Source organism: Bacteroides ovatus, from assembly GCF_001314995.1.
Classification (GTDB): domain Bacteria; phylum Bacteroidota; class Bacteroidia; order Bacteroidales; family Bacteroidaceae; genus Bacteroides; species Bacteroides ovatus.
In genome coordinates this window covers 3,992,637-4,012,395 of the sequence record NZ_CP012938.1, presented here as the reverse complement: position 1 = coordinate 4,012,395, position 19,759 = coordinate 3,992,637, and the positions used below count along the sequence as shown (strand labels likewise).

General features: G+C 44.2%; 11 protein-coding genes. 9 read left to right on the top strand and 2 right to left on the bottom strand.

Annotated elements, in window-relative coordinates:
• Positions 1-6 precede the first annotated feature (6 nt).
• Positions 7-1,803: a RagB/SusD family nutrient uptake outer membrane protein gene (locus tag Bovatus_RS15525; RefSeq protein ID WP_032852425.1), complete on the top strand. Its 1,797-nt coding sequence runs from the start codon at positions 7-9 to the stop codon at positions 1,801-1,803.
• A 29-nt stretch (positions 1,804-1,832) separates the two neighbouring features.
• A complete protein-coding gene (locus tag Bovatus_RS15520; protein WP_004298632.1) occupies positions 1,833-2,735 on the top strand; it encodes a BT_3987 domain-containing protein in 903 nt (300 codons plus the stop codon).
• A gap of 377 nt (positions 2,736-3,112) precedes the next feature.
• Here the strand turns inward: Bovatus_RS15520 and Bovatus_RS15515 are convergent, their stop codons facing one another.
• The gene (locus Bovatus_RS15515) at positions 3,113-7,123 is read right to left on the bottom strand and encodes a hybrid sensor histidine kinase/response regulator transcription factor (protein ID WP_004298630.1); all 4,011 of its coding nucleotides are present in this window, start codon (positions 7,121-7,123) and stop codon (positions 3,113-3,115) included.
• A gap of 208 nt (positions 7,124-7,331) precedes the next feature.
• Here Bovatus_RS15515 and Bovatus_RS15510 point away from each other — a divergent pair, with 208 nt between their 5' ends.
• The 7 genes from Bovatus_RS15510 (at position 7,332) to Bovatus_RS15485 (ending at position 17,242) form a co-directional block, all read left to right on the top strand.
• Positions 7,332-9,386, top strand: coding sequence for an alpha-L-arabinofuranosidase C-terminal domain-containing protein (locus Bovatus_RS15510; RefSeq protein ID WP_004298628.1), 2,055 nt, complete (start codon positions 7,332-7,334; stop codon positions 9,384-9,386).
• Between the two features lie 201 nt (positions 9,387-9,587).
• Positions 9,588-11,141: a sulfatase family protein gene (locus Bovatus_RS15505; protein ID WP_004298626.1), complete on the top strand. Its 1,554-nt coding sequence runs from the start codon at positions 9,588-9,590 to the stop codon at positions 11,139-11,141.
• Between the two features lie 47 nt (positions 11,142-11,188).
• Complete coding sequence (locus Bovatus_RS15500; protein ID WP_004298624.1) at positions 11,189-12,376, top strand: family 43 glycosylhydrolase; 1,188 nt, start codon at positions 11,189-11,191, stop codon at positions 12,374-12,376.
• Complete coding sequence (locus Bovatus_RS15495) at positions 12,373-14,040, top strand: arylsulfatase (RefSeq protein WP_004298622.1); 1,668 nt, start codon at positions 12,373-12,375, stop codon at positions 14,038-14,040. The genes Bovatus_RS15500 and Bovatus_RS15495 overlap by 4 nt, the downstream gene beginning before the upstream one ends.
• A gap of 5 nt (positions 14,041-14,045) precedes the next feature.
• The gene (locus Bovatus_RS15490) at positions 14,046-16,250 is read left to right on the top strand and encodes a glycoside hydrolase family 2 protein (protein ID WP_085939369.1); all 2,205 of its coding nucleotides are present in this window, start codon (positions 14,046-14,048) and stop codon (positions 16,248-16,250) included.
• 218 nt (positions 16,251-16,468) lie between these two features.
• Positions 16,469-16,657 carry a hypothetical protein gene (locus Bovatus_RS25270; RefSeq protein WP_004298614.1) on the top strand — a complete coding sequence of 63 codons (189 nt, stop codon included), beginning with the start codon at positions 16,469-16,471 and terminating at the stop codon, positions 16,655-16,657.
• A 123-nt stretch (positions 16,658-16,780) separates the two neighbouring features.
• Positions 16,781-17,242 (top strand): hypothetical protein, encoded by a 462-nt coding sequence (locus tag Bovatus_RS15485; protein WP_004298612.1) that lies wholly within the window; start codon positions 16,781-16,783, stop codon positions 17,240-17,242.
• Positions 17,243-18,003: 761 nt separating this feature from the next.
• On the opposite strand, the gene Bovatus_RS15480 is transcribed toward Bovatus_RS15485, so the two are convergent.
• The gene (locus tag Bovatus_RS15480; RefSeq protein WP_004298610.1) at positions 18,004-19,731 is read right to left on the bottom strand and encodes an ATP-binding protein; all 1,728 of its coding nucleotides are present in this window, start codon (positions 19,729-19,731) and stop codon (positions 18,004-18,006) included.
• Positions 19,732-19,759: the final 28 nt, after the last annotated feature.

Genomic DNA, 19,759 nt, shown 5'->3' with positions numbered 1-19,759 from the left:
GGCAATATGAAACATATATTAGGAAGTTGCGTTTTAGCAGGTCTGTTTCTCTTTTGTGCTTGTGACGACACATTGGATACAAAGGTGACATGGCAGATCGGAGACTCTGATACCTGGAGAGTTCCGGAACTTGCTCAAGGCGTACTATATAAAGCTTATAATGGCATAGCCAACCGTCCAGATTGTTTTGACAATAACTTTCTGGATTGTGCTACCGATAATGCAGTGACTAATCTGCGCAGCTCTTCTGTCTATAAATTAAATATGGGTGGGATGACGGCGTTTAACAACCCGATCGGAAACTGGAGTAATGCGTACAACATGTTGAACTATGTAAACTCCTTCCTCGAAAACGGCCTGACCGACCAGGTGCAGTACAACCGCACCGATCCGGAAGTGGACAAGCAAATCAAGCTGCGTCTGGAAGGTGAATCGTATTTCTTGCGTGCATGGTGGCATTTTGAGCTATTGAAGATGTATGGCGGAAAGGCGAAGAATGGAAAAGCGTTGGGTATTCCGTTGGCAGATCATTTTATTTCGCAGGATGAGGCCGCGCAGAACGGTGAATTTCTTCGTCCTACTTATCAGGCAACAGTCGATTTTATCGTCAACGATTTGAATAATGCCATCGAGTTATTGCCGAATGTGTATCAGGGAGATGACCTGGAGTTTGGTAATACACAAATCGGCCGTGCCACGAAAGCGGCGGCAGCTGTTCTGAAAAGTCGTGCGCTTTTATATAGCGCAAGTCCTGCCATGCAGGATGATGACGTGACGAAGGTCACCGGCATGGGACAATTCGAAATTCTGAACCCTACGGTTTACCAGGCAAAATGGGAAGCGGTGGCCAAAGAGATCAATAAGATTCTGGGCATGGAAGGTTTCGGAACTTATGTTCCTGTTACGGCTTCCTCCATTGCCGATGTGCAGACCGAAAGTTCCGATTATGCTTTCCGCAAATATTTTAATAGTAATCTACTGGAAGGCCTTCATTTCCCGCCATTCTATTATGGAAGTGCCCGTGCCACTCCTTCTCATAATCTGGTAAAGGCTTTTTATGCGAAGAATGGTTATCCGGCAACCGATGTCCGTTCCGGTGTCGATCTGTCTGATCCTGATTTCGATCTGACGCAGCTTTATGCCGTACTGGATAATCGCTTTGCACTGAATGTCTACTATCATAGTGCTACATTTGGCGATTCCGGCCAGCCGTTGGATATGTCCGAGGGTGGAAAAGATTCTCCTTCGTTTAGTGAGAATGCTACACGTACGGGTTATTATTTGGCTAAATTCGTTTCCAAGAAATCGGCTATGCTGAATCCGATTCAGACCTTAAACTCGGTTCATTACAATCCTTTGTTACGAAAATCGGAAGTTCTTCTTAACTTTGCCGAAGCTGCTAATGAGGCTTGGGGCAACCCGACGGTGAAAGCCGAAGGATGCCTGTATTCTGCATACGAAATATTGAAAACAATCCGTTCGCAAGCCGGGGGTATCAATTTTGATCTTTATCTGGATGAAATGGCTCAAAGTAAAGACTCGTTCAGAAAGTTGATTCAGAACGAACGCCGCTTGGAATTTACTTTCGAGAATCATCGTTATTTTGATATGCGTCGTTGGGTATTACCGTTGAACGAAGAGGTGGAGGGCGTTGCCGTTACCCGCAAGGAAGATGGTACATTCAGCTTCAAAGTACAGAAAGTGGAACAACGGAAATATGAAGTGAAAAACTATTTCATGCCGCTACCGTATGCAGAGCTGGAAAAGAATAAGAATCTAATGAATAATCAGGGTTGGGAATAACGTGCTGTTGATATAAATACTTATTTACAATGAAAAGACTAAATATATTATGGATAGGGCTGATAAGCGTTCTGATGACTGCTTGTTATGACGATTATGAAAAGGACTACGATAAGAGTTCTGTGTACTTTGCTTCGCAAAAACCTCTGCGGACACTGATAGCCGATACAGATATGTCGATAAAGGTGGGAGTGGCTATTGGCGGTAAAAGAGAGGTGCATACCGATGATTGGGCTACATTTGAGATCGATCCGTCTTTACTGGATGGTACGGGCTTGACACTGATGCCGGAAAACTATTATCAGTTGGCTAATCCGAATAAGATGACAATTAGCAATCCGAATCTGGCAATAGCAGATGTGAAAGTGACTTTCTCCGATGCTTTCTATAATGACAATGCTGCCTTGGACAAGCACTATGCAATCCCTTTCCGGTTGGTCGATCATAATCAGGATGAAATAAGTACTGATGTGAATGGCAATTTGAAGGATTACAGTATTGTAGTTGTCAAATTTGTCAGCCAGTATCATGGTACCTACTTTGTGAAAGGAAAAGTTACCAATTTGTCCACCCAGCAGGTTACTGAATACAGTAACAAGGATTTGAGTCAGAATATGACCCGCGACTTTGTTTCGTTAGGTAGAAACAAAGTACGCAGACCGGGTTTCGGAAACACATTGGAAAACAATGAATCGGTGAATCTGACAGTCAATCCGGATGGAAGCGTCAATATTGAAGCCGGAGGAAGTGTCGCTATCACAGATGCATCCGCTACATTAGATCCTGCTGCCGAATCATTGGAATTTGTAGGGAAACAGCCTAAGTTTACCCTTTCTTATAAGTACACGAAAGGTGGCGTCACTTATCAGGTTGACGAGGAACTGATTCGTCGTCAGAATCCGGAAGCCGATTTACGCTTCCAGGAGTGGTAGAATAGGTATGAGTTGATTATAGATTTCTATTGCTCGCCGGTAATTAGCTGCATCAGTGAATGTTGTAGATTAATTACCGGCGATATCTTTTTCTGTTGGGCGTAGTTGATTTACAAGATATACCTACTTGACCTGTTGACTATTAATAGATAACTTCCTTTTGCTATAGACCAAACTATCTTTCTCCGGTTAGATAACTTTCTCTTCCTTCGTTCCAAACTATAAATGCAAGTTCCGTTTATAGTTTGAAATAGGGCAAAGACAACTTTACTATGAAGGGAAGAGATCTTTGCAAAGGGAGCAAAAGAACTTTTCTATTAATAGTTGACACGTTGTCTAAGGGTAGGTTGAATTTCTGAAGCAGTTGCTTTTGCTTTCTATTTCAACTGCTTGAGAAACTCTGTCGGAGTGATATTAAATTCTTTCTTGAAACACTTTGTAAAGTAGTTCGGATCTGATATACCGACGGCAAATGATGCTTCGGAGACATTCATACCATTCAGTAAATGAGTTTTAGCCTCTTTCATTTTGATGATCCGTATGAATTGAGTGATGGAGCATCCGGTGAGTGATTTCAGCTTCATGTGCAACAGGCTGCGGCTGATGCGGAGATGGGCTGTGATTTCCGTTACTCCGAAGTCTTCCTTGGTGAGGTTCGCCATAATCAGTTCCATCAGTTCTTTCATGAATATTTCATCCCGCGGGTTGTTGGTTATTTGCTTGATGTTCAGTTCTTCTGCCTGTTTGAAGTGTTCAATACTCTGTTTCCGGCTCTTTTGGATATTCTGTACCAGCAGTTCCAGATTCTTGGCGTTGAAAGGTTTAGTGATATACGCATCGGCTCCCCGCAGATAACCTTCCGTATGGTCGTTCTCATCGGTCTTTGCAGTCAGGAGGATAACGGGGATATGGCTGGTCGTTACGTCCTGTTTGACACGTTCCGTGAATTCCAGGCCGTCCATCACCGGCATCATTAAATCCGATATAATGAGGTTGGGCAGCTGTTTGGCTATCTTCTTGCAGGCTTCCGCACCGTTATACGCCCGTATAATATCATATTTCTCGCTGAATATGCTGGCAAGATAATCATTCATTTCTTTATTGTCCTCTACAATCATAATAGATTCCCGGGCAGGATCTTTTTCTTTGTTGGTCAGCTTTTCAGGAATGAGTTCGATGGTTTCCTTGATTCGCTGGTTATATTTCTGTATTTCTTCGGTCGTGATGTTCTCGGACGAGCGTTCATCGGGGTTGTAAGCATCCTCGGATACATTCAGGGTAACGATAAAATCCGAACCTTTGTTGATTTCGCTTTCTACCCGGATTTCCCCTTTGTGCATGTGTATGAGCGAACGCGTAAGCGATAATCCCAGTCCGAATCCTTCGCGATGGTCGCGCTTCTCAACCTGGTAATAACTTTCAAATATTTGTTCCTGAGCTTCTTTAGGAATCCCCCTGCCATTGTCTTTGACGGAGATTTGCACAAATGTTTCTTTCTCTTCTTTTATTAGTTTGGCACTCAACTTGACGTATCCGCCGGGTTGGGTATATTTAAATGCGTTTGAGAGCAAGTTATAAAGAATCCGTTCCAGTTTGGAAGGCGAGAACCAGACTTCCTCTTCGGTGTCTTCCAGATTGACGATGAAGTCAATTTCCCGTTCCCCGGCTACAATGTCGAAGATGTGCGACAGTTCTTCCAGAAAGTGCATGATGTCTCCCTTCCGGACGCTGATACGCATCTGTTTCATCTCGATTTTACTGAACGTCAATAGTTCATTAATCAGATAATTCATCCGGTTGGCGTTTCGGTAGATGACTTCCAGTTTCTCTTTATCGTTGTTGCTGATTTGTGGCTGCTGGATCAATCGTTGCAGAGGCGATAGAATCAGGGTCAGCGGTGTTTTCAGGTCATGGGAGATGTAAGTGAAGAAATTGATCTTCTGTTGATTCATATTCTCTATGTTGACGCGTTGTTCATGCTCCGTTTTCAGTCGCATGAGCAGGATGATACGCGTTTTGGTATATCTGTATGCGGCGTAAATGATTAATAGGAAGAGTAGTGCATAAACTAAATATGCTCCCGGTGAGAGCCACCAAGGAGGAAGGACTCTGATGGCAAGGTCCTTTTGGCCCGTTTCGTCCCAGTGGATACCATCTTTGCTGGCTTTGATCTTTAAGATATATCTTCCTGAAGGCAGATTGGAGAAGCGTACCTGATGCTGGTTGCCTACAAACTGCCAGTCCTTGTCGATACCTTCCATTTTCATCGCATATTGAGTGTTGTCGGTATATTGATAATTCAGGCCGGAATATTCGAGACGCAGGGATTGGGCTTGTTCGTGCGTCAGGGTGATCTCTGTCAGTTCGGAGATAGAGGAAGGGATGAATGCTTTCTCATTGTTGGGTGACATATATTCGCTGTTGCTCCAAATGGCAGTCAGTGCAATGTTGAAACGGGGATTGACGGAGCGTACCTGTTCCGGGTAGAAAGAAATCATACCGTTGATAGTTCCGAAATACAATTCTCCGTCAGGCTTCTTGCAGGCGGAGGAGTAGTTGAACTGGTTGATGGGTAATCCGTCGGCCGTGGTATATCGGTCAATGCTTCCTGTTTGGGAATTGATACAACAAAGTCCGTTTCCGGTACCTACCCAAACATTACTCATCTCATCTTCAATGATACCTTTGATGGCGTTGGATCCCAACTGTTCTTTACTGTAAAAGGCGATAATGTTACCGTTGCGGTCTGATACATAAAGCCCGTTGTTGTCTGTACCTATCCATATCCGTTGATGTGAATCGGGGTAGATATAGGTGATGTAGAGATTGGTGTGCGGCAGGATAGGGAGCGAGGTTACTTTCAGTGTATGGGTATTGATCTGAAATATACTGCCTTTTCGGGTTCCTGCCCAAAGTATACTGTCATTAAACTGTACCAGGTTAAAGACACGGAGAGATGAAATTTTTTCCGGGCGGGAGTTTGCTTTCTTCCTGTTGATCAGGAATAAGCCGGAAGGGCCTCCGTACCAGATATGATCGTTCTTGTCTTCGATGATGCAGAAGCCGGAAGAAACCTCATCCGACAATAGATTATAGTCCACCGTGCGGTTTAGATGCGGTATATAGTGAAGAGCTCCTTTCAGGAACAGTCCGAGCCACAAGCTGTTATCTTTGTCGAGCCATAAAGAATGTATGTTCTTGGCGTAGATTTGCATTTGCTTGTGCAGCCGTTCGGCACGGGTGATTTCCTTCTTATTGTCCAGGTAGTTCAATCCGCCATCTTCGGTGGCGATGTACAGACCGTTGTCCGGAGCATTGATAATCTGGCGGACAGCCTTTCCGCTCAAATGATTGAAACTGGCTCCGTATGGATATATCTGGAACTGGTCGGAACCGAATATATAATAGTTGACTCCTCCGAAATAGGTTCCTACCCACATATTATGAGCCTTGTCCTGATAAAGGCTGTAAATGGGAGAATCGTTCAGCGCACTTAAATCCCGTTCCGATTGTTCGTAATGTGCAATCAGTTGGTAGAGTTTGTTGAAGACAAAGATGCCATACTCCGTGCCTACCCATATATTCCCCGTATGGTCGGTTGCCGCACACCGGAAGTCTTTCACTTCAAGGTCTTTCGAGAGATTACACAGCGTATTGCTTTGTATATGATAGACGAAAAAATCGTTGTTAGTATTAAATAAAAGCTGGTTGGACGAGATCAGGACGGCATTGTTGCATTGCTGTGTAAAAGGCTGGATGAGAGTCGGGAGGGAAACGAACTGTTTCTTCTCCAGACTGTATCGCATCAGTCCTTTGTTGGTGTCTATCCATAAGGTTTTGTCTCCGTCCTCCGCAAGGTATCTCACATGAGGTTTTTCTTCATCGAGAAGAAAAGGAACGAACAGACTGTCTTGTTCATTGTAGCGATAGAGTCCGTTGCTACAAGCGGCCAGAAGCACACCATCGCTGGTATTCAGGAAACAAACATCATCCTTAGTGTTCCCTTTAATCTGGTAACGACTGAAATCTTCTGTCTCGTAGTTATAGCTGCAGATGCCCTGATCGGTAGAGATCCATAGAATGTTACGGAGCGAATCGTTATATAAGCGCGTGATGAAATTGTGGCGGAGTGAGGTGCTGTCGGCTTCATTATGTGCGAACAGGTTGATATTATAACCGTCATATCGGCACAATCCGTTGCGTGTACCAAACCAGATGAACCCGTGGTTGTCCTGGGTGATTGCATTGATCGTATTATGCGGGAGTCCTTCAGCTATACTTAGCTGTTTGAAGCGTATATTATTATATTGAATCTGTCCCGTCAATAAGCTTGTATTTAAGAGCACGAGACTAAATAAGAGTACGAATTTAAGTAAGGTGGTTCTCATGGCTTTTCTGATTGATTTTCACGACCTAAAGATACGTCTTTTTTTGTTTTGAACAGTCGTAGAATTGTTCAAACGGGCAGCACTCATGTTCAGTTTGCCGCTTCGCTACAGATTTTTATACATGATTGCAGGTATTAAGCATTATTTTTCTGTTTTTCTTGGATAGAAAAGACCACATTTGCAATGTGAAACTCTAAAAACAAATGCTATGAATCATTCGACATTCAAATCCTTTACGTTTGGTATCGGTCTGTTTTTCACATTACCTCTGGTATATGGGAATAGTTCCTCTCTGTCTTTCTCCGATGGAACGTTGTATATCAATAAATCGAAAACCCACAAAGTGGCTCCCGTAAAGTACGGTTTCCATTATGAGGAAATAGGAATGATGGGCGAGGGTGCTCTGCACGCCGAATTGATACGTAACCGTTCGTTTGAAGAAGCTACACCGCCTGCCGGATTATCTGTGAAGAATGGTCTTTATGAAAATGTTCCGGCTCCCCGCGTTAAAGAGAAAAAGGTGTTTCAGGCCGATCCGCTGATTGGATGGACGACTTATCCGTTATCATATACTCCTGTATTTATCAGTCGCACGGATGAAAATCCGATGAGCGGGGAAAATAAGTATTCGATGCTGGTTAATGTCACGGAAGATATTGCGAACCATTCGGATGCCCTGATTCTCAACCGTGGATATTATGGAATGAACCTGAAGACAGATACGTCTTACCGCCTTTCCTTGTTTCTGAAGAACAGGAATTATTCCGCTCCGTTACGTGTATTTCTAGTTGACGAATGGGGACAGCGGGTGAGCAATGTGATCGAAGTGAATGTAGGAAATCGGGACTGGACAAAATATACCGGTGAACTGAAACCGGAAAAGAACGTCCGGCGTGGAATGTTTGCCATACAACCGATGTCGAAAGGGCAATTTCAGGTAGATGTTGTTTCCCTGTTCCCGTCCGATACCTGGAACGATGGAAAATCCGTATTTCGTAAAGACATTGTTCAGAACTTGAAAGAGTTTTCTCCTAGCTTTATCCGTTTTCCGGGCGGGTGCATCGTGCACGGAGTCAATGAAGAAACGATGTATCACTGGAAAAAGACGCTCGGACCGATTGAAAATCGTCCGGGACAGTGGAGCAAATGGGCGCCTTATTACCGTACCGACGGAATCGGTTATCATGAGTTTTATGAATTGTGCGAATATGTGGGAGCTGATGCGATGTATGTGATGCCTACGGGTATGATTTGCAGCGGTTGGGTGAAGCAAAGTCCACAGTGGAATTTCAGACACATTGATGTCGATCTGGACGCTTATATCCAGGATGCATTGGATGCCATCGAGTATGCCATTGGTGATACAACTACGAAATGGGGAGCCGAACGGGCAAAGAACGGTCATCCTGCTCCTTTCCCGCTAAAATATATCGAGATTGGAAATGAAGATTTCGGACCTGTGTATTGGGAGCGTTATGAGAAAATCTATCAGGCGTTGTCCGCCAAATATCCTGACTTGATTTATATAGCCAATAGTGTCATCCGTGTAGTCGGAAGAGAGAATGATGACAAACGGAAGGATATTCCCAATTTTGTCAACCCGAAGAATGTGAAAGTGTTCGACGAACATTATTATAACTCAATCGAATGGGCTTGCGAACAGCATTATCGTTTTGATAACTACAAACGGGGTGTTGCCGATCTATTTATCGGCGAATTGGGAATCAACGGAAAATATCCTTATAACCTGCTGGCTACCGGAGCCATCCGTATGTCAATAGAACGCAACGGCGATTTGAATCCCTTGTTTGCTGAACGTCCGGTGATGAGGCATTGGGACTTTCTGGAACACCGTATCTTCCTGCCGATGTTGATTAATGGAGTAGACAGTAGCGTAAAGACTTCCTTCTTCTACCTGGCAAAGATGTTCAGGGATAACACGTTTGACGTGTGTCTGGATGCAGCGATCAAGGATATAGAAGGTTTGCAGAACATCTTTGTTACGATGGGATATGATACGGCCAGCAAACAATATATCCTGAAACTGATAAACCTGCAGGATAAAAAAGTCACTCTACAACCGGAAGTTTCCGGCTTCAAACGTCCCGTCAAGGCACATAAAACAAGTCTGGTACTGGTTCCGGGAAAAGAAAACACACCGTTTGCTCCGAATGAAGTCCAACCGGTAGAGACGGAAGTCGGGCTGGACCTGAATCAACCGTTCGAACTGGAGGCAGCTTCCATGGTTGTATATCGTTTTTAGTTCACCACAGAGGACACAGAGAGCACAGAGGACACAGCATTTTTTCTCTCTTTCTGCAAGGAACAGAGTGATAGATGCAGTTAGCTGTAAAAAAAGCGTGAGACTCTGTGTTACTCTGTAATGAATAAAATGATTAAGCCTCCGTGTCCTCTGTGTCCTCCGTGGTGAACTCTAAATTGTCAAATAGCAAATAAAAATAAAATGAAAACAATCTTTTGTATCACAGGACTTGCCATACAAGGTTTGGCTATGTCAGTTCAGGCGCAAACCGGCAAACCGAATATTGTGGTTATTATGACCGATCAGCAGCGTGCCGATTTGTGCGGCAGGGAAGGTTTTCCGCTGGAAGTGACTCCCTTTGTCGACCGTTTGGCGCAGGAGAATGTATGGTTCAATAAGGCATACACTGTGATGCCGGCCAGCTCTCCGGCACGTTGTTCCATGTTCACCGGGCGTTTTCCTTCCGCCACTCACGTACGCACGAATCACAATATCCCCGACATCTCCTATCAACAGGACTTAGTGGGCGTATTGAAAGAAAACGGATATAAAACAGCATTGGTTGGCAAGAATCACGCTTACCTGAAACCTGCCGACTTGGATTTCTGGTCTGAATACGGACACTGGGGAAAGCACAAAAAGACGACTCCCGCAGAGAAAGAGACTGCCCGTTTCCTGAATCAGCAAGCCAGGGGGCAATGGCTGGAGCCATCTCCCATCTCGCTGGAAGAACAGCATCCCACCAAAATCGTGAACGAAGCGCTGGCATGGATTAAACAGCAGAAAGAAAATCCTTTCTTCGTATGGGTCTCTTTTCCGGAACCTCACAACCCTTATCAGGTATGTGAACCCTATTACTCCATGTTCTCCCCCGATAAGCTCCCTGTCTTAAAGACCTCCCGCAAAGATTTGGCAAAGAAAGGAGAGAAATACCGTATTTTGGCGCAACTGGAAGACGCGTCCTGCCCGAACCTGGAACAAGACTTGCCTCGAATCCGTGCCAACTATATCGGAATGATCCGGTTGATAGACGATCAGATCAAGAGACTGATCGAATCATTGAAAGCCAGCGGACAATATGAAAACACCCTCTTTGTCGTACTTTCCGACCACGGTGACTACTGGGGGGAATACGGATTGATCCGTAAAGGAGCCGGACTTTCCGAAAGCCTCGCACGTATCCCGATGGTATGGGCAGGATATCACATTAAAAACCAGCCTGCCCCTATGGATAGCCACGTATCGATAGCCGACCTTTTCCCCACCTTCTGCTCTGCCATCGGTGCCGAAATACCGGCAGGAGTTCAGGGTCGTAGCTTGTGGCCGATGCTGACCGGAAAAGCTTACCCTAAAGAAGAATTCTCCAGCATGGTCGTACAACAAGGCTTCGGAGGAGCCGATGTCGGACTGGATGCCTCCCTGACTTTTGAACAGGAAGGAGCATTGACTCCCGGCAAAATAGCCCACTTCGACGAACTGAACACCTGGACGCAAAGCGGTACCTCACGCATGATAAGAAAGGATGACTGGAAACTGGTCATGAATCATTATGGCAACGGAGAACTCTATAATTTAAAGAAAGATCCTTCGGAAGTTCATAATCTGTTTGGCGAGAAGAAATACAGCGAAATTCAAACAGAACTTCTGACCCGTTTACTGGCATGGGAGTTGCGTTTGCAGGACCCGCTGCCTCTCCCGCAAAGACGTTACCATTTTAAACAGAATCCATTTAATTATCTCCATCCGGAATACTAAAAAATAAGAAGATTGTACATACCTACGGATATTAAAAACATGATTCCATGAAGTCTGCCCCGCAACGGCCTATTTTTGTATCCGTAAACATAAAACAGAAATATATGAAATTGATTTTGCGATTAGGATTGATCTTGTTTACAGGATTTATTTCCATCTCTACAGCATCAGCACAGTTATATGGAACGGCAGATACAAACGCTCCGGAACTACGTGTTCCGACATCTGTAAAGCCGGCATTTGATTATTGGATGAGGGACACTTGGGCTACACTGGGTCCCGACGGTTATTATTATATCACAGGAACCACCTCTACTCCCGATCGTTACTTTCCGGGACAGAGGCATTGCTGGGACTGGAACGACGGTTTGTACCTGTGGCGTTCCAAAGATATGAAGTCCTGGGAAGCCAGAGGACAAATATGGTCGATGGAAAAAGACGGAACCTGGCAAAAGAAACCGAAAGTATATAAAGCAGGAGAGAAATATCAGAAGAAATCCATCAACGGTGATCCGATGGACAACCGCTTTCATGCAGTGTGGGCTCCGGAAATGCATTATATCAAAAGCGCGAAGAACTGGTTTATCGTTGCCTGCATGAATGAGTCGGCAGGCGGGAGAGGTTCTTTTATTTTGCGGAGCAAGACCGGAAAACCGGAAGGTCCGTACGAGAATATCGAAGGTAATAAAGACAAAGCTATCTTCCCGAACATCGACGGAAGTTTGTTCGAAGATACGAACGGCACTGTCTACTTTGTCGGGCACAACCATTATATCGCCCGTATGAAACCGGATATGAGCGGATTTGCCGAGGAACTGAAAACATTGAAAGAGAAAAAATATAATCCGGAACCGTATATTGAAGGAGCGTTTATCTTCAAATATGATAACAAATATCACCTCGTACAGGCTATATGGTCGCACCGTACGTCGGAGGGAGATACCTATATCGAGAAAAAGGGAGTAACCTCGCCGAAGACACGTTATAGTTACGACTGCATCATCTCGACAGCCGATAATGTGTATGGTCCCTATAGCGAACGCTACAATGCCATCACGGGAGGAGGACACAACAATCTTTTCCAGGATAAGGATGGAAACTGGTGGGCTACCATGTTCTTCAATCCGCGTGGGGCACAGGCGGCAGAGTATAAAGTGACGTGCCGTCCCGGATTAATTCCGATGATCTATGAGAATGGTAAATTCAAACCCAACTTTAATTATAATACCAAATGAAAACTTCTTTATTGATAGCAGGCAGCCTGGCTCTGGTCCCGATGACGTATGCGCAGGACAAGCCGAATATTATTATCATACTGGCAGACGATTTGGGCTTCTCCGATCTCGGCTGTTTCGGTGGTGAGATTCATACACCGGTACTGGATAAACTGGCAAAGAATGGCGTCCGTATGACGCAGATGTACAACAGTGCCCGTAGTTGCCCGTCGCGTGCCAACCTGTTGACGGGACTTTATCCGCATCAGACGGGATTGGGACACATGGACGGCAGTCATCCTGCCTGGCCGAAAGGATATTCCGGTTTCCGTTCCAATTCGGACAACGTCACGATTGCAGAAGTCCTGAAAGATGCCGGATATTTTACGGCTATGTCAGGAAAGTGGCATCTAGGGAATAAGTCGAATCCCATTCTTCGTGGTTTCCAGGAGTATTACGGTTTGTTGGGCGGATTTAATTCTTTCTGGAATCCGGCAGTATATACCCGTTTGCCGAAAGACCGTACCCCCAGACATTATGAGGAAGGAACTTTCTACGCTACCAATGTGATAACGGATTATGCGATTGACTTTATCGACCAGGCACATCAGGAGAAGAAACCGTTGTTCCTGTATCTGGCCTATAACGCTCCCCATTTCCCTTTGCACGCACCGAAAGAAGTGACCGATAAATATATGTCTCTCTATATGCAGGGATGGGACAAGATTCGTGACGCCCGCTGGAAACGGATTGTGGACCTGAAACTTATGCAGGGAAAGCCGGCACTTAGTCCGCGTGGTGTAGTTCCCGAAAGTCTGTTTGAAGATGAAACGCATCCGCTACCGGCATGGGATTCATTGACGAAAGATCAGCAGACCGACCTCGCACGCCGTATGTCCATTTTTGCCGCTATGGTAGATGTGATGGACGCGAACATCGGCCGGGTAGTGGATGAATTGAAGAAAAACGGTGAGTTGGACAATACGTTTATCATGTTTATGTCCGATAACGGAGCTTGTGCCGAATGGCACGAATTTGGCTTCGACAAACAGACCGGAGTCGAATACCATACCCATACCGGAGAAGAACTCGACCAGATGGGTTTGCCCGGAACCTATCATCATTACGGTACAGGCTGGGCAAATGTCTGCTGCACGCCGTTCACGCTCTATAAACATTATGCACACGAAGGAGGTATTTCCACTCCGTGTATCATTTCCTGGGGTAATCATGTGAAGAACAAAGGCGGACTGAATCATCAGCCTGCACAATTCTCCGATATCATGTCTACCTGTGTGGAACTGGCAGGAGCCACTTATCCGAAAGAATATCAGGGAAGAGCGATTCTGCCTACGGCAGGTCAGTCTATCCTTCCGATTGTGAAAGGAAAGAAGATGCCCGAAAGATATATTTATGCCGAGCATGAAGGCAACCGCATGGTGCGTAAAGGTGACTGGAAGCTGGTTTCCGCCAACTTCAAGGGAGATGAATGGGAATTGTACAACATCAAGGAAGACCGTACCGAACAGCACAACCTGATCGGTAAATATCCTGAAATGGCAAAAGAATTGGAAACAGCCTATTTCGAATGGGCGGACAAGAGTGATGTCTTGTATTTCCAGAAAATGTGGAATACCTACAATAAGAATCGACGGAAAGATTTTAAAGAATATAAAACCCGCTAATGCTTATGGATAAGAGAATCTTACTAACTCTGGCTTTAGGAGCCATGTCGCAGGTGTTTACCCATGCATGGGAGCCTAAAGGAGATAAAATTAAAACAGTATGGGCTGAACAGGTGACGCCGGAAAATGTGTGGCAAAGTTATCCTAGACCACAGTTGCAACGGGCAGAATGGATCAATCTGAACGGATTGTGGAAGTATGCCGTAACGGATCAGAACACGTCCCGGAAGAATGTTTCCTTTGAAGGGGAAATCTTGGTCCCGTTTGCGATTGAATCATCTCTGTCCGGAGTGCAGAAAACATTTCTTCCTACGGATAAACTATGGTATCAACGTGAGTTCTCCTTAGATCCTTCCTGGAAGAATAAATCTGCTATTCTGCATTTCGGAGCAGTGGATTATGAATGTCAAGTATGGGTGAATAACCGGTTGGTCGGTACGCATAAAGGAGGAAACAACCCGTTCTCGTTCGATATTACTAAATACCTGAAGAAGAGTGGTCCTCAAAGCATTGAAGTAGCCGTCACCGACCCGACGGACACGGAATCTATCTCCCGAGGGAAACAGCAACTTAACCAGGAAGGTATCTGGTATACGCCTGTATCGGGCATTTGGCAAACTGTGTGGCTGGAAGCGGTGAATAAAACCTATATCCGTCAGGTACTTCCTTCCACTGATATTGAAAGAAAATCCGTGAAGCTGGCTTTCGATATAATCGGAGCCAAAGGCAATGAAGAAGTGAAAATAGAAGTGTTGGATGATGGCAAAGTAATCAAGACGGTGGAACAGAAGTTGCGTGATGTGATGGAGATAGACGTTCCAAACGCTGTCTTATGGTCTCCCGAATCTCCGAAACTGTATCATTTGAATATTGTCTTATCCAATGGAGGACGTGTTTTAGACCGGGTAAAGAGTTACTTTGCCTTGAGAAAAGTAGATGCCCGTAAAGATGAATGTGGATACAACCGTATTTGCCTGAATAACCAACCCATCTTCCAATACGGTCCGCTGGATCAAGGCTGGTGGCCCGACGGATTGTTGACTCCTCCTTCCGAGGAAGCGATGTTGTGGGACATGGTGCAGTTGAAGAAGATGGGATTCAATATGATCCGTAAACATATCAAAGTAGAACCGGAGCAATATTATTATTACGCCGATTCTCTGGGATTGATGATGTGGCAAGACATGGTTTCCGGTTTTGCTACGTCAAGGAAGAAGGAGGAACACGTCAATCCGTTGGCTACTACTGATTGGAACGCCCCCGAAGAACACACCCGCCAATGGCAAAAAGAAATGTTCGAGATGATCGACCGTCTCCGTTTCTATCCCTGTATCACTACCTGGGTGGTTTTCAATGAAGGATGGGGACAGCATAACACGGTGGAAATCGTAAATAAAGTGATAAAATACGACGATACACGCCTGATAAACGGAGTGACCGGCTGGACGGACAGAGGCGTAGGCGATATGTACGACGTACATAATTATCCTGTCACTTCCATGATTCTGCCGGAGAACAACGGCAACCGCATTTCCGTACTGGGAGAATTCGGCGGCTATGGCTGGGCAATCAAAGAGCATATCTGGAATCCGAATATGAGGAACTGGGGGTATAAGAATATAGACGGAGCAATGGCTCTGATTGATAGTTACGGCCGTCTGGTATATGATTTGGAAACGCTGATTGCCCAAGGATTGAGTGCGGCAGTCTATACACAAACCACTGATGTGGAAGGAGAAGTGAACGGCCTGATTACTTACGACCGGAAAGTAACTAAAATACCGGAAGGCTTGTTACACCTGATGCACAACCGTTTGTATGAAATCACCCCTGCGAAAGCTGTTACTTTGATTGCAGACGGTCAGAACGGAAGCAAGAATACCCGTCTTGTCGGTCTGAACGGTCAGGAGCTGAAAATGACTTCTTTGCCTTTCGACTGTCCCCCTCGTTCTACGGTAGTATCAGAAGCTACTTTTAAGGTGGATAAGGATTTCAATCATCTGTCTTTATGGCTGAATGTTGCCGGAGAAGCCAAAGTTTGGCTGAATGGAGTGGAAGTCTTTGCGCAGGAGGCAAAGCAGACCAGGCAATATAATCAATATAATATCAGCGATTACAGCCGTTACTTGCGAAAAGGAAGTAATTTGTTGAAAATTGAAGTGAAAGATAGCAAGAAGATGAGATTCGATTATGGGTTGAGGGCTTATTAACAGAATTGTTTTTCTTTTGTCTGTTTCTATTGTAAGGTATGTACCTTTTATTATTTATTACCTTATTTCCAATATATTCCAAATAAATCATTTATCTTTGTCACACGCTTTCTGCCCATCAGCGTGATGGAACTGGTGGAAAGTGGTTTTATCTCTTATTGGAGTAAAAGCGTATTATCTCTCGCTCATGAAAATTAGCAACTTTCGACCAAAGAGAGATGATTCAGCAGATACTCCACGCGAACGGTGTATATCAACATATCCGTCAGGAATGTGTTATATATAAACGATTGGCGTGGGTGTCTGTTGTTATCATTATCCTTTGGAAAGGTCTTGCTAAGCCTCATGAGCGGATAATGGTGCAACAGCATCTGCGCCTTTCTTGTATCCGGTCGGTTTATTCATAATACCCCAATATAACCTAACCAATCCCCGCCCACCGGACTGCAGGAAGCGTAGATGCCCGTTGCACTAATATAATAAAAAGAGTATCCCTCTTTCATTGTATCACACATAAAAAAACGAACATTATGTCAGAATGGATTAGCGTAGAAGAAGCGGCTAAGAAATACAATCTTAAAAAAGAATATATCCAACTTTGGGTGGATATGCGGGTAATCATGTCATATTTCAAGGATTACAAAACGGTTGTAAACGATGAAAGTCTCCGTGGATTCCTGAAAACCAGGGAGAAAGGCATTGATCCGGAATATGTGAAAGCATTGGAACAATTCTGTATCAGTAAATCCGAGACGTGCTTGATATATGCTTTCCTCTTAGGGGCACGCGACAAAGAGCTTGAAATGTATAGGGAAGCCAAATCACAGCGAGATGCGTTACGGGGCATGTGGATGGAACAAAACGAACGGGTACGGGATTTAGAAATAGAACTTGAATTAGGACAGTTCAACTGTTATAAATGCCGGTTAAAAAAGTGGTGTATGAGAATCAAAAGAATAAAATTGAATTGGTTTACAAAGGTCTGGAAATGAGGTAAATGTCAACTCAAACATGGAAATTTAGGGGCATAGCGCCCCTAAATTTCCATTTAACTAAGAACGGTGCAGTCATGAGTACATCAATTAAAAATTCAGCAAGCTCTGCAAACGATTTGGTTCTTAATCAAATTCCGTGCTACTTATTTATGTTCAATTACCTTATTCATGGCTATTCTGGAGTACTTTAAGATGCATATAGTTTGGATAATTTATTTGTTATTTCTAATATGCCGATATCCCTTTATCCATCGGCCTTTCAATGAGCTTTACTAGCACGGAATTTGATTAAGAACCACGATTTTTCATTTTTATTTCTCATATTCTCATTGATGACTGATAAACAACAAAGAATCAAATAAGTAGCTTATGAGAAATACTTTCTAATATGGTATTTCTCATAACGTACCCTCTATTTTAGCTTAAAATTCACCTTGTTCTCATAGTATTTCAAGGTATTTCTCATAGTCAAGATACTGTCTTCTTCCTTTTTCTAGTTGGAGATAAACTAGTTCCGATCGTCCCATATATTGTGGGAAAGTATTTCCTCATATTATGGGAATTTGTTCCCACAAAATGAGGGAATCTTTTCCCAGTTAGTAGGGAATACTTTCCCACAATATATGGGACAAAAAGAATATGTACTTCCCTGATAATGGTTGACTAGTTGTTTTTTTATTCTTGTTATAGGTTGACTGGAAAGACACTATGAGAAATGAAAATTTGTGTATTCAGAATAATTATATCAGGCAGAGTTTCTATCTGACTTCTTCCATCCGTTCCAACTCCCATCCGCGAAACTGCATGACGATGCAATGCAACTCGGTGTCGTATATCATCCTGCGTACCTTGGGACCGGCAGCATAACCTTTTATCTGCTCTACAGCTTCTTTCCATTGGGCTTCGGCTTTCGCTTCCGAGTCTTTGACAGAGAGATATTTTAGTTCGATGATATAACTGTGCTTCACGTCATAGCGTATCAGGTCGGGCATTAGGAACAGATCACAATAACCGTGGTTCAATTCTACTTCCGGGGCTATCAGGTAATATGCATTCGTACTCAGGTAAGCAGTAAAGAAGCCTTGCAGGTTGCGCTCTCCCTCAATAGCGTTGCGCACGGAAGAGTTTTCCTTGTAGGCATGGGCGATAAATTCCAGCGTTTCACGCCAATGGCCGTCGTAAGCCATTTCGTAATACATCAGGCCAAGGTCGTTCAGATTAATATGTCGATTGTCCTGATATTCTTCCAACAAGAATTCGTAATACTGTTTACGCACGTTATTATTGGGAATACTTAACACCAGATAGTTGCCGCGAGTGGCAGTAATGGTAAGCATACCATAATAAAAAAGCAGACTGGGGAAAATCTCAGGTTTGGTAATATCGGTAGCGGGAAAGGTAGTTGTCAACGTGGTGACAATCTGCCCATCTTCGGTGATTTTACGTAACACTCCTTTGCGGTTACCGTCCAATTTGTCCAGCCGGATAAGTTTTTTCATCTTATTATAGTCCGTGCGGGTATTGGGGTCTATCATTTCTTTGGGGGATTTGCCCAAAGTCATATAATGACGCAGATAATAAAACACCATGTCACAGTTGAACATCTTCGGGTCACGCTCCAAGCTTTCTTCGGCAAAACAATAATTGTCATACCACGGTCGCATTTCCTCTATCATCGCATCTATGTTCGTATTGCCCGGCAACTGTCCGGCATCCTTATAGTATTGGATCATCTCGCGTACATCGGTCTCGCTGAATCCCAACATCATATTAAACTGATGATCGGTGCTGATATTCCAGCCGATATTGAATCCGCTAGTCAGGTCGTCCAGCGTTACGGGGCTGACTCCGGTCATGAAGATGCGTTCGAACATGCCTTTGAACTTCTTGAAGATTTCGCGGTAGAAACCACTGGCGTGGGTTAGGGCGTGATAGACTTTGTCGCCTTGCTCGTTTAGCACCACATTCGTGAAATTATCATATTCATCCACTATCAGATAAAGCTTGGAGCCGTTGTTGCGTGCCTTGCGATCGAGGAAATTCAGTTTGTTGGTAGTGCCGTATTGGGCTTTCATTTCCTCTTCAAAGCCGGGATAATAATAGGGTTCATAGATAGAAGCAAAATCATCCAGTCCGCCGCAACAGTAATCATCAAAGTTTTCGGCAAGCGTTCTGTCAAGCCCTCCCACTCTGGAGAAATCAAGAAAGAGTATTTGGAAAGTCCCTTGCAACTGTGTAGGACGACTGCCTATCCATAAATTGCTGAAACGTTTTTCGAACTTTTCTTTTTGAGCGATGTCATAATAAGTTCGGAGCATACTCAGAAAGATGCTCTTGCCGAAACGGCGGGGGCGGATAAAGAACAAATTACTAGGTTGTTTTTCCAACAACGGCAGATACATAGTCTTATCCACGTAATATTGATTCTGTTCCACCACTTCCACAAAGTTGGAAACTCCGTAAGGGATTCTTTTTACTTCTTCCATAATTTGTTCCTTTCTTTAGTTCTCATAT

Bases quoted from the DNA above. Each gene is read 5' to 3' on its own strand.
- Bovatus_RS15525 (WP_032852425.1), top strand. From the start codon at position 7: ATGAAACATATATTAGGAAGTTGCGTTTTAGCAGGTCTGTTTCTCTTT.
- Bovatus_RS15520 (WP_004298632.1), top strand. From the start codon at position 1,833: ATGAAAAGACTAAATATATTATGGATAGGGCTGATAAGCGTTCTGATG.
- Bovatus_RS15515 (WP_004298630.1), bottom strand. From the start codon at position 7,123: ATGAGAACCACCTTACTTAAATTCGTACTCTTATTTAGTCTCGTGCTC.
- Bovatus_RS15510 (WP_004298628.1), top strand. From the start codon at position 7,332: ATGAATCATTCGACATTCAAATCCTTTACGTTTGGTATCGGTCTGTTT.
- Bovatus_RS15505 (WP_004298626.1), top strand. From the start codon at position 9,588: ATGAAAACAATCTTTTGTATCACAGGACTTGCCATACAAGGTTTGGCT.
- Bovatus_RS15500 (WP_004298624.1), top strand. From the start codon at position 11,189: ATGAAGTCTGCCCCGCAACGGCCTATTTTTGTATCCGTAAACATAAAA.
- Bovatus_RS15495 (WP_004298622.1), top strand. From the start codon at position 12,373: ATGAAAACTTCTTTATTGATAGCAGGCAGCCTGGCTCTGGTCCCGATG.
- Bovatus_RS15490 (WP_085939369.1), top strand. From the start codon at position 14,046: ATGGATAAGAGAATCTTACTAACTCTGGCTTTAGGAGCCATGTCGCAG.
- Bovatus_RS25270 (WP_004298614.1), top strand. From the start codon at position 16,469: ATGATTCAGCAGATACTCCACGCGAACGGTGTATATCAACATATCCGT.
- Bovatus_RS15485 (WP_004298612.1), top strand. From the start codon at position 16,781: ATGTCAGAATGGATTAGCGTAGAAGAAGCGGCTAAGAAATACAATCTT.
- Bovatus_RS15480 (WP_004298610.1), bottom strand. From the start codon at position 19,731: ATGGAAGAAGTAAAAAGAATCCCTTACGGAGTTTCCAACTTTGTGGAA.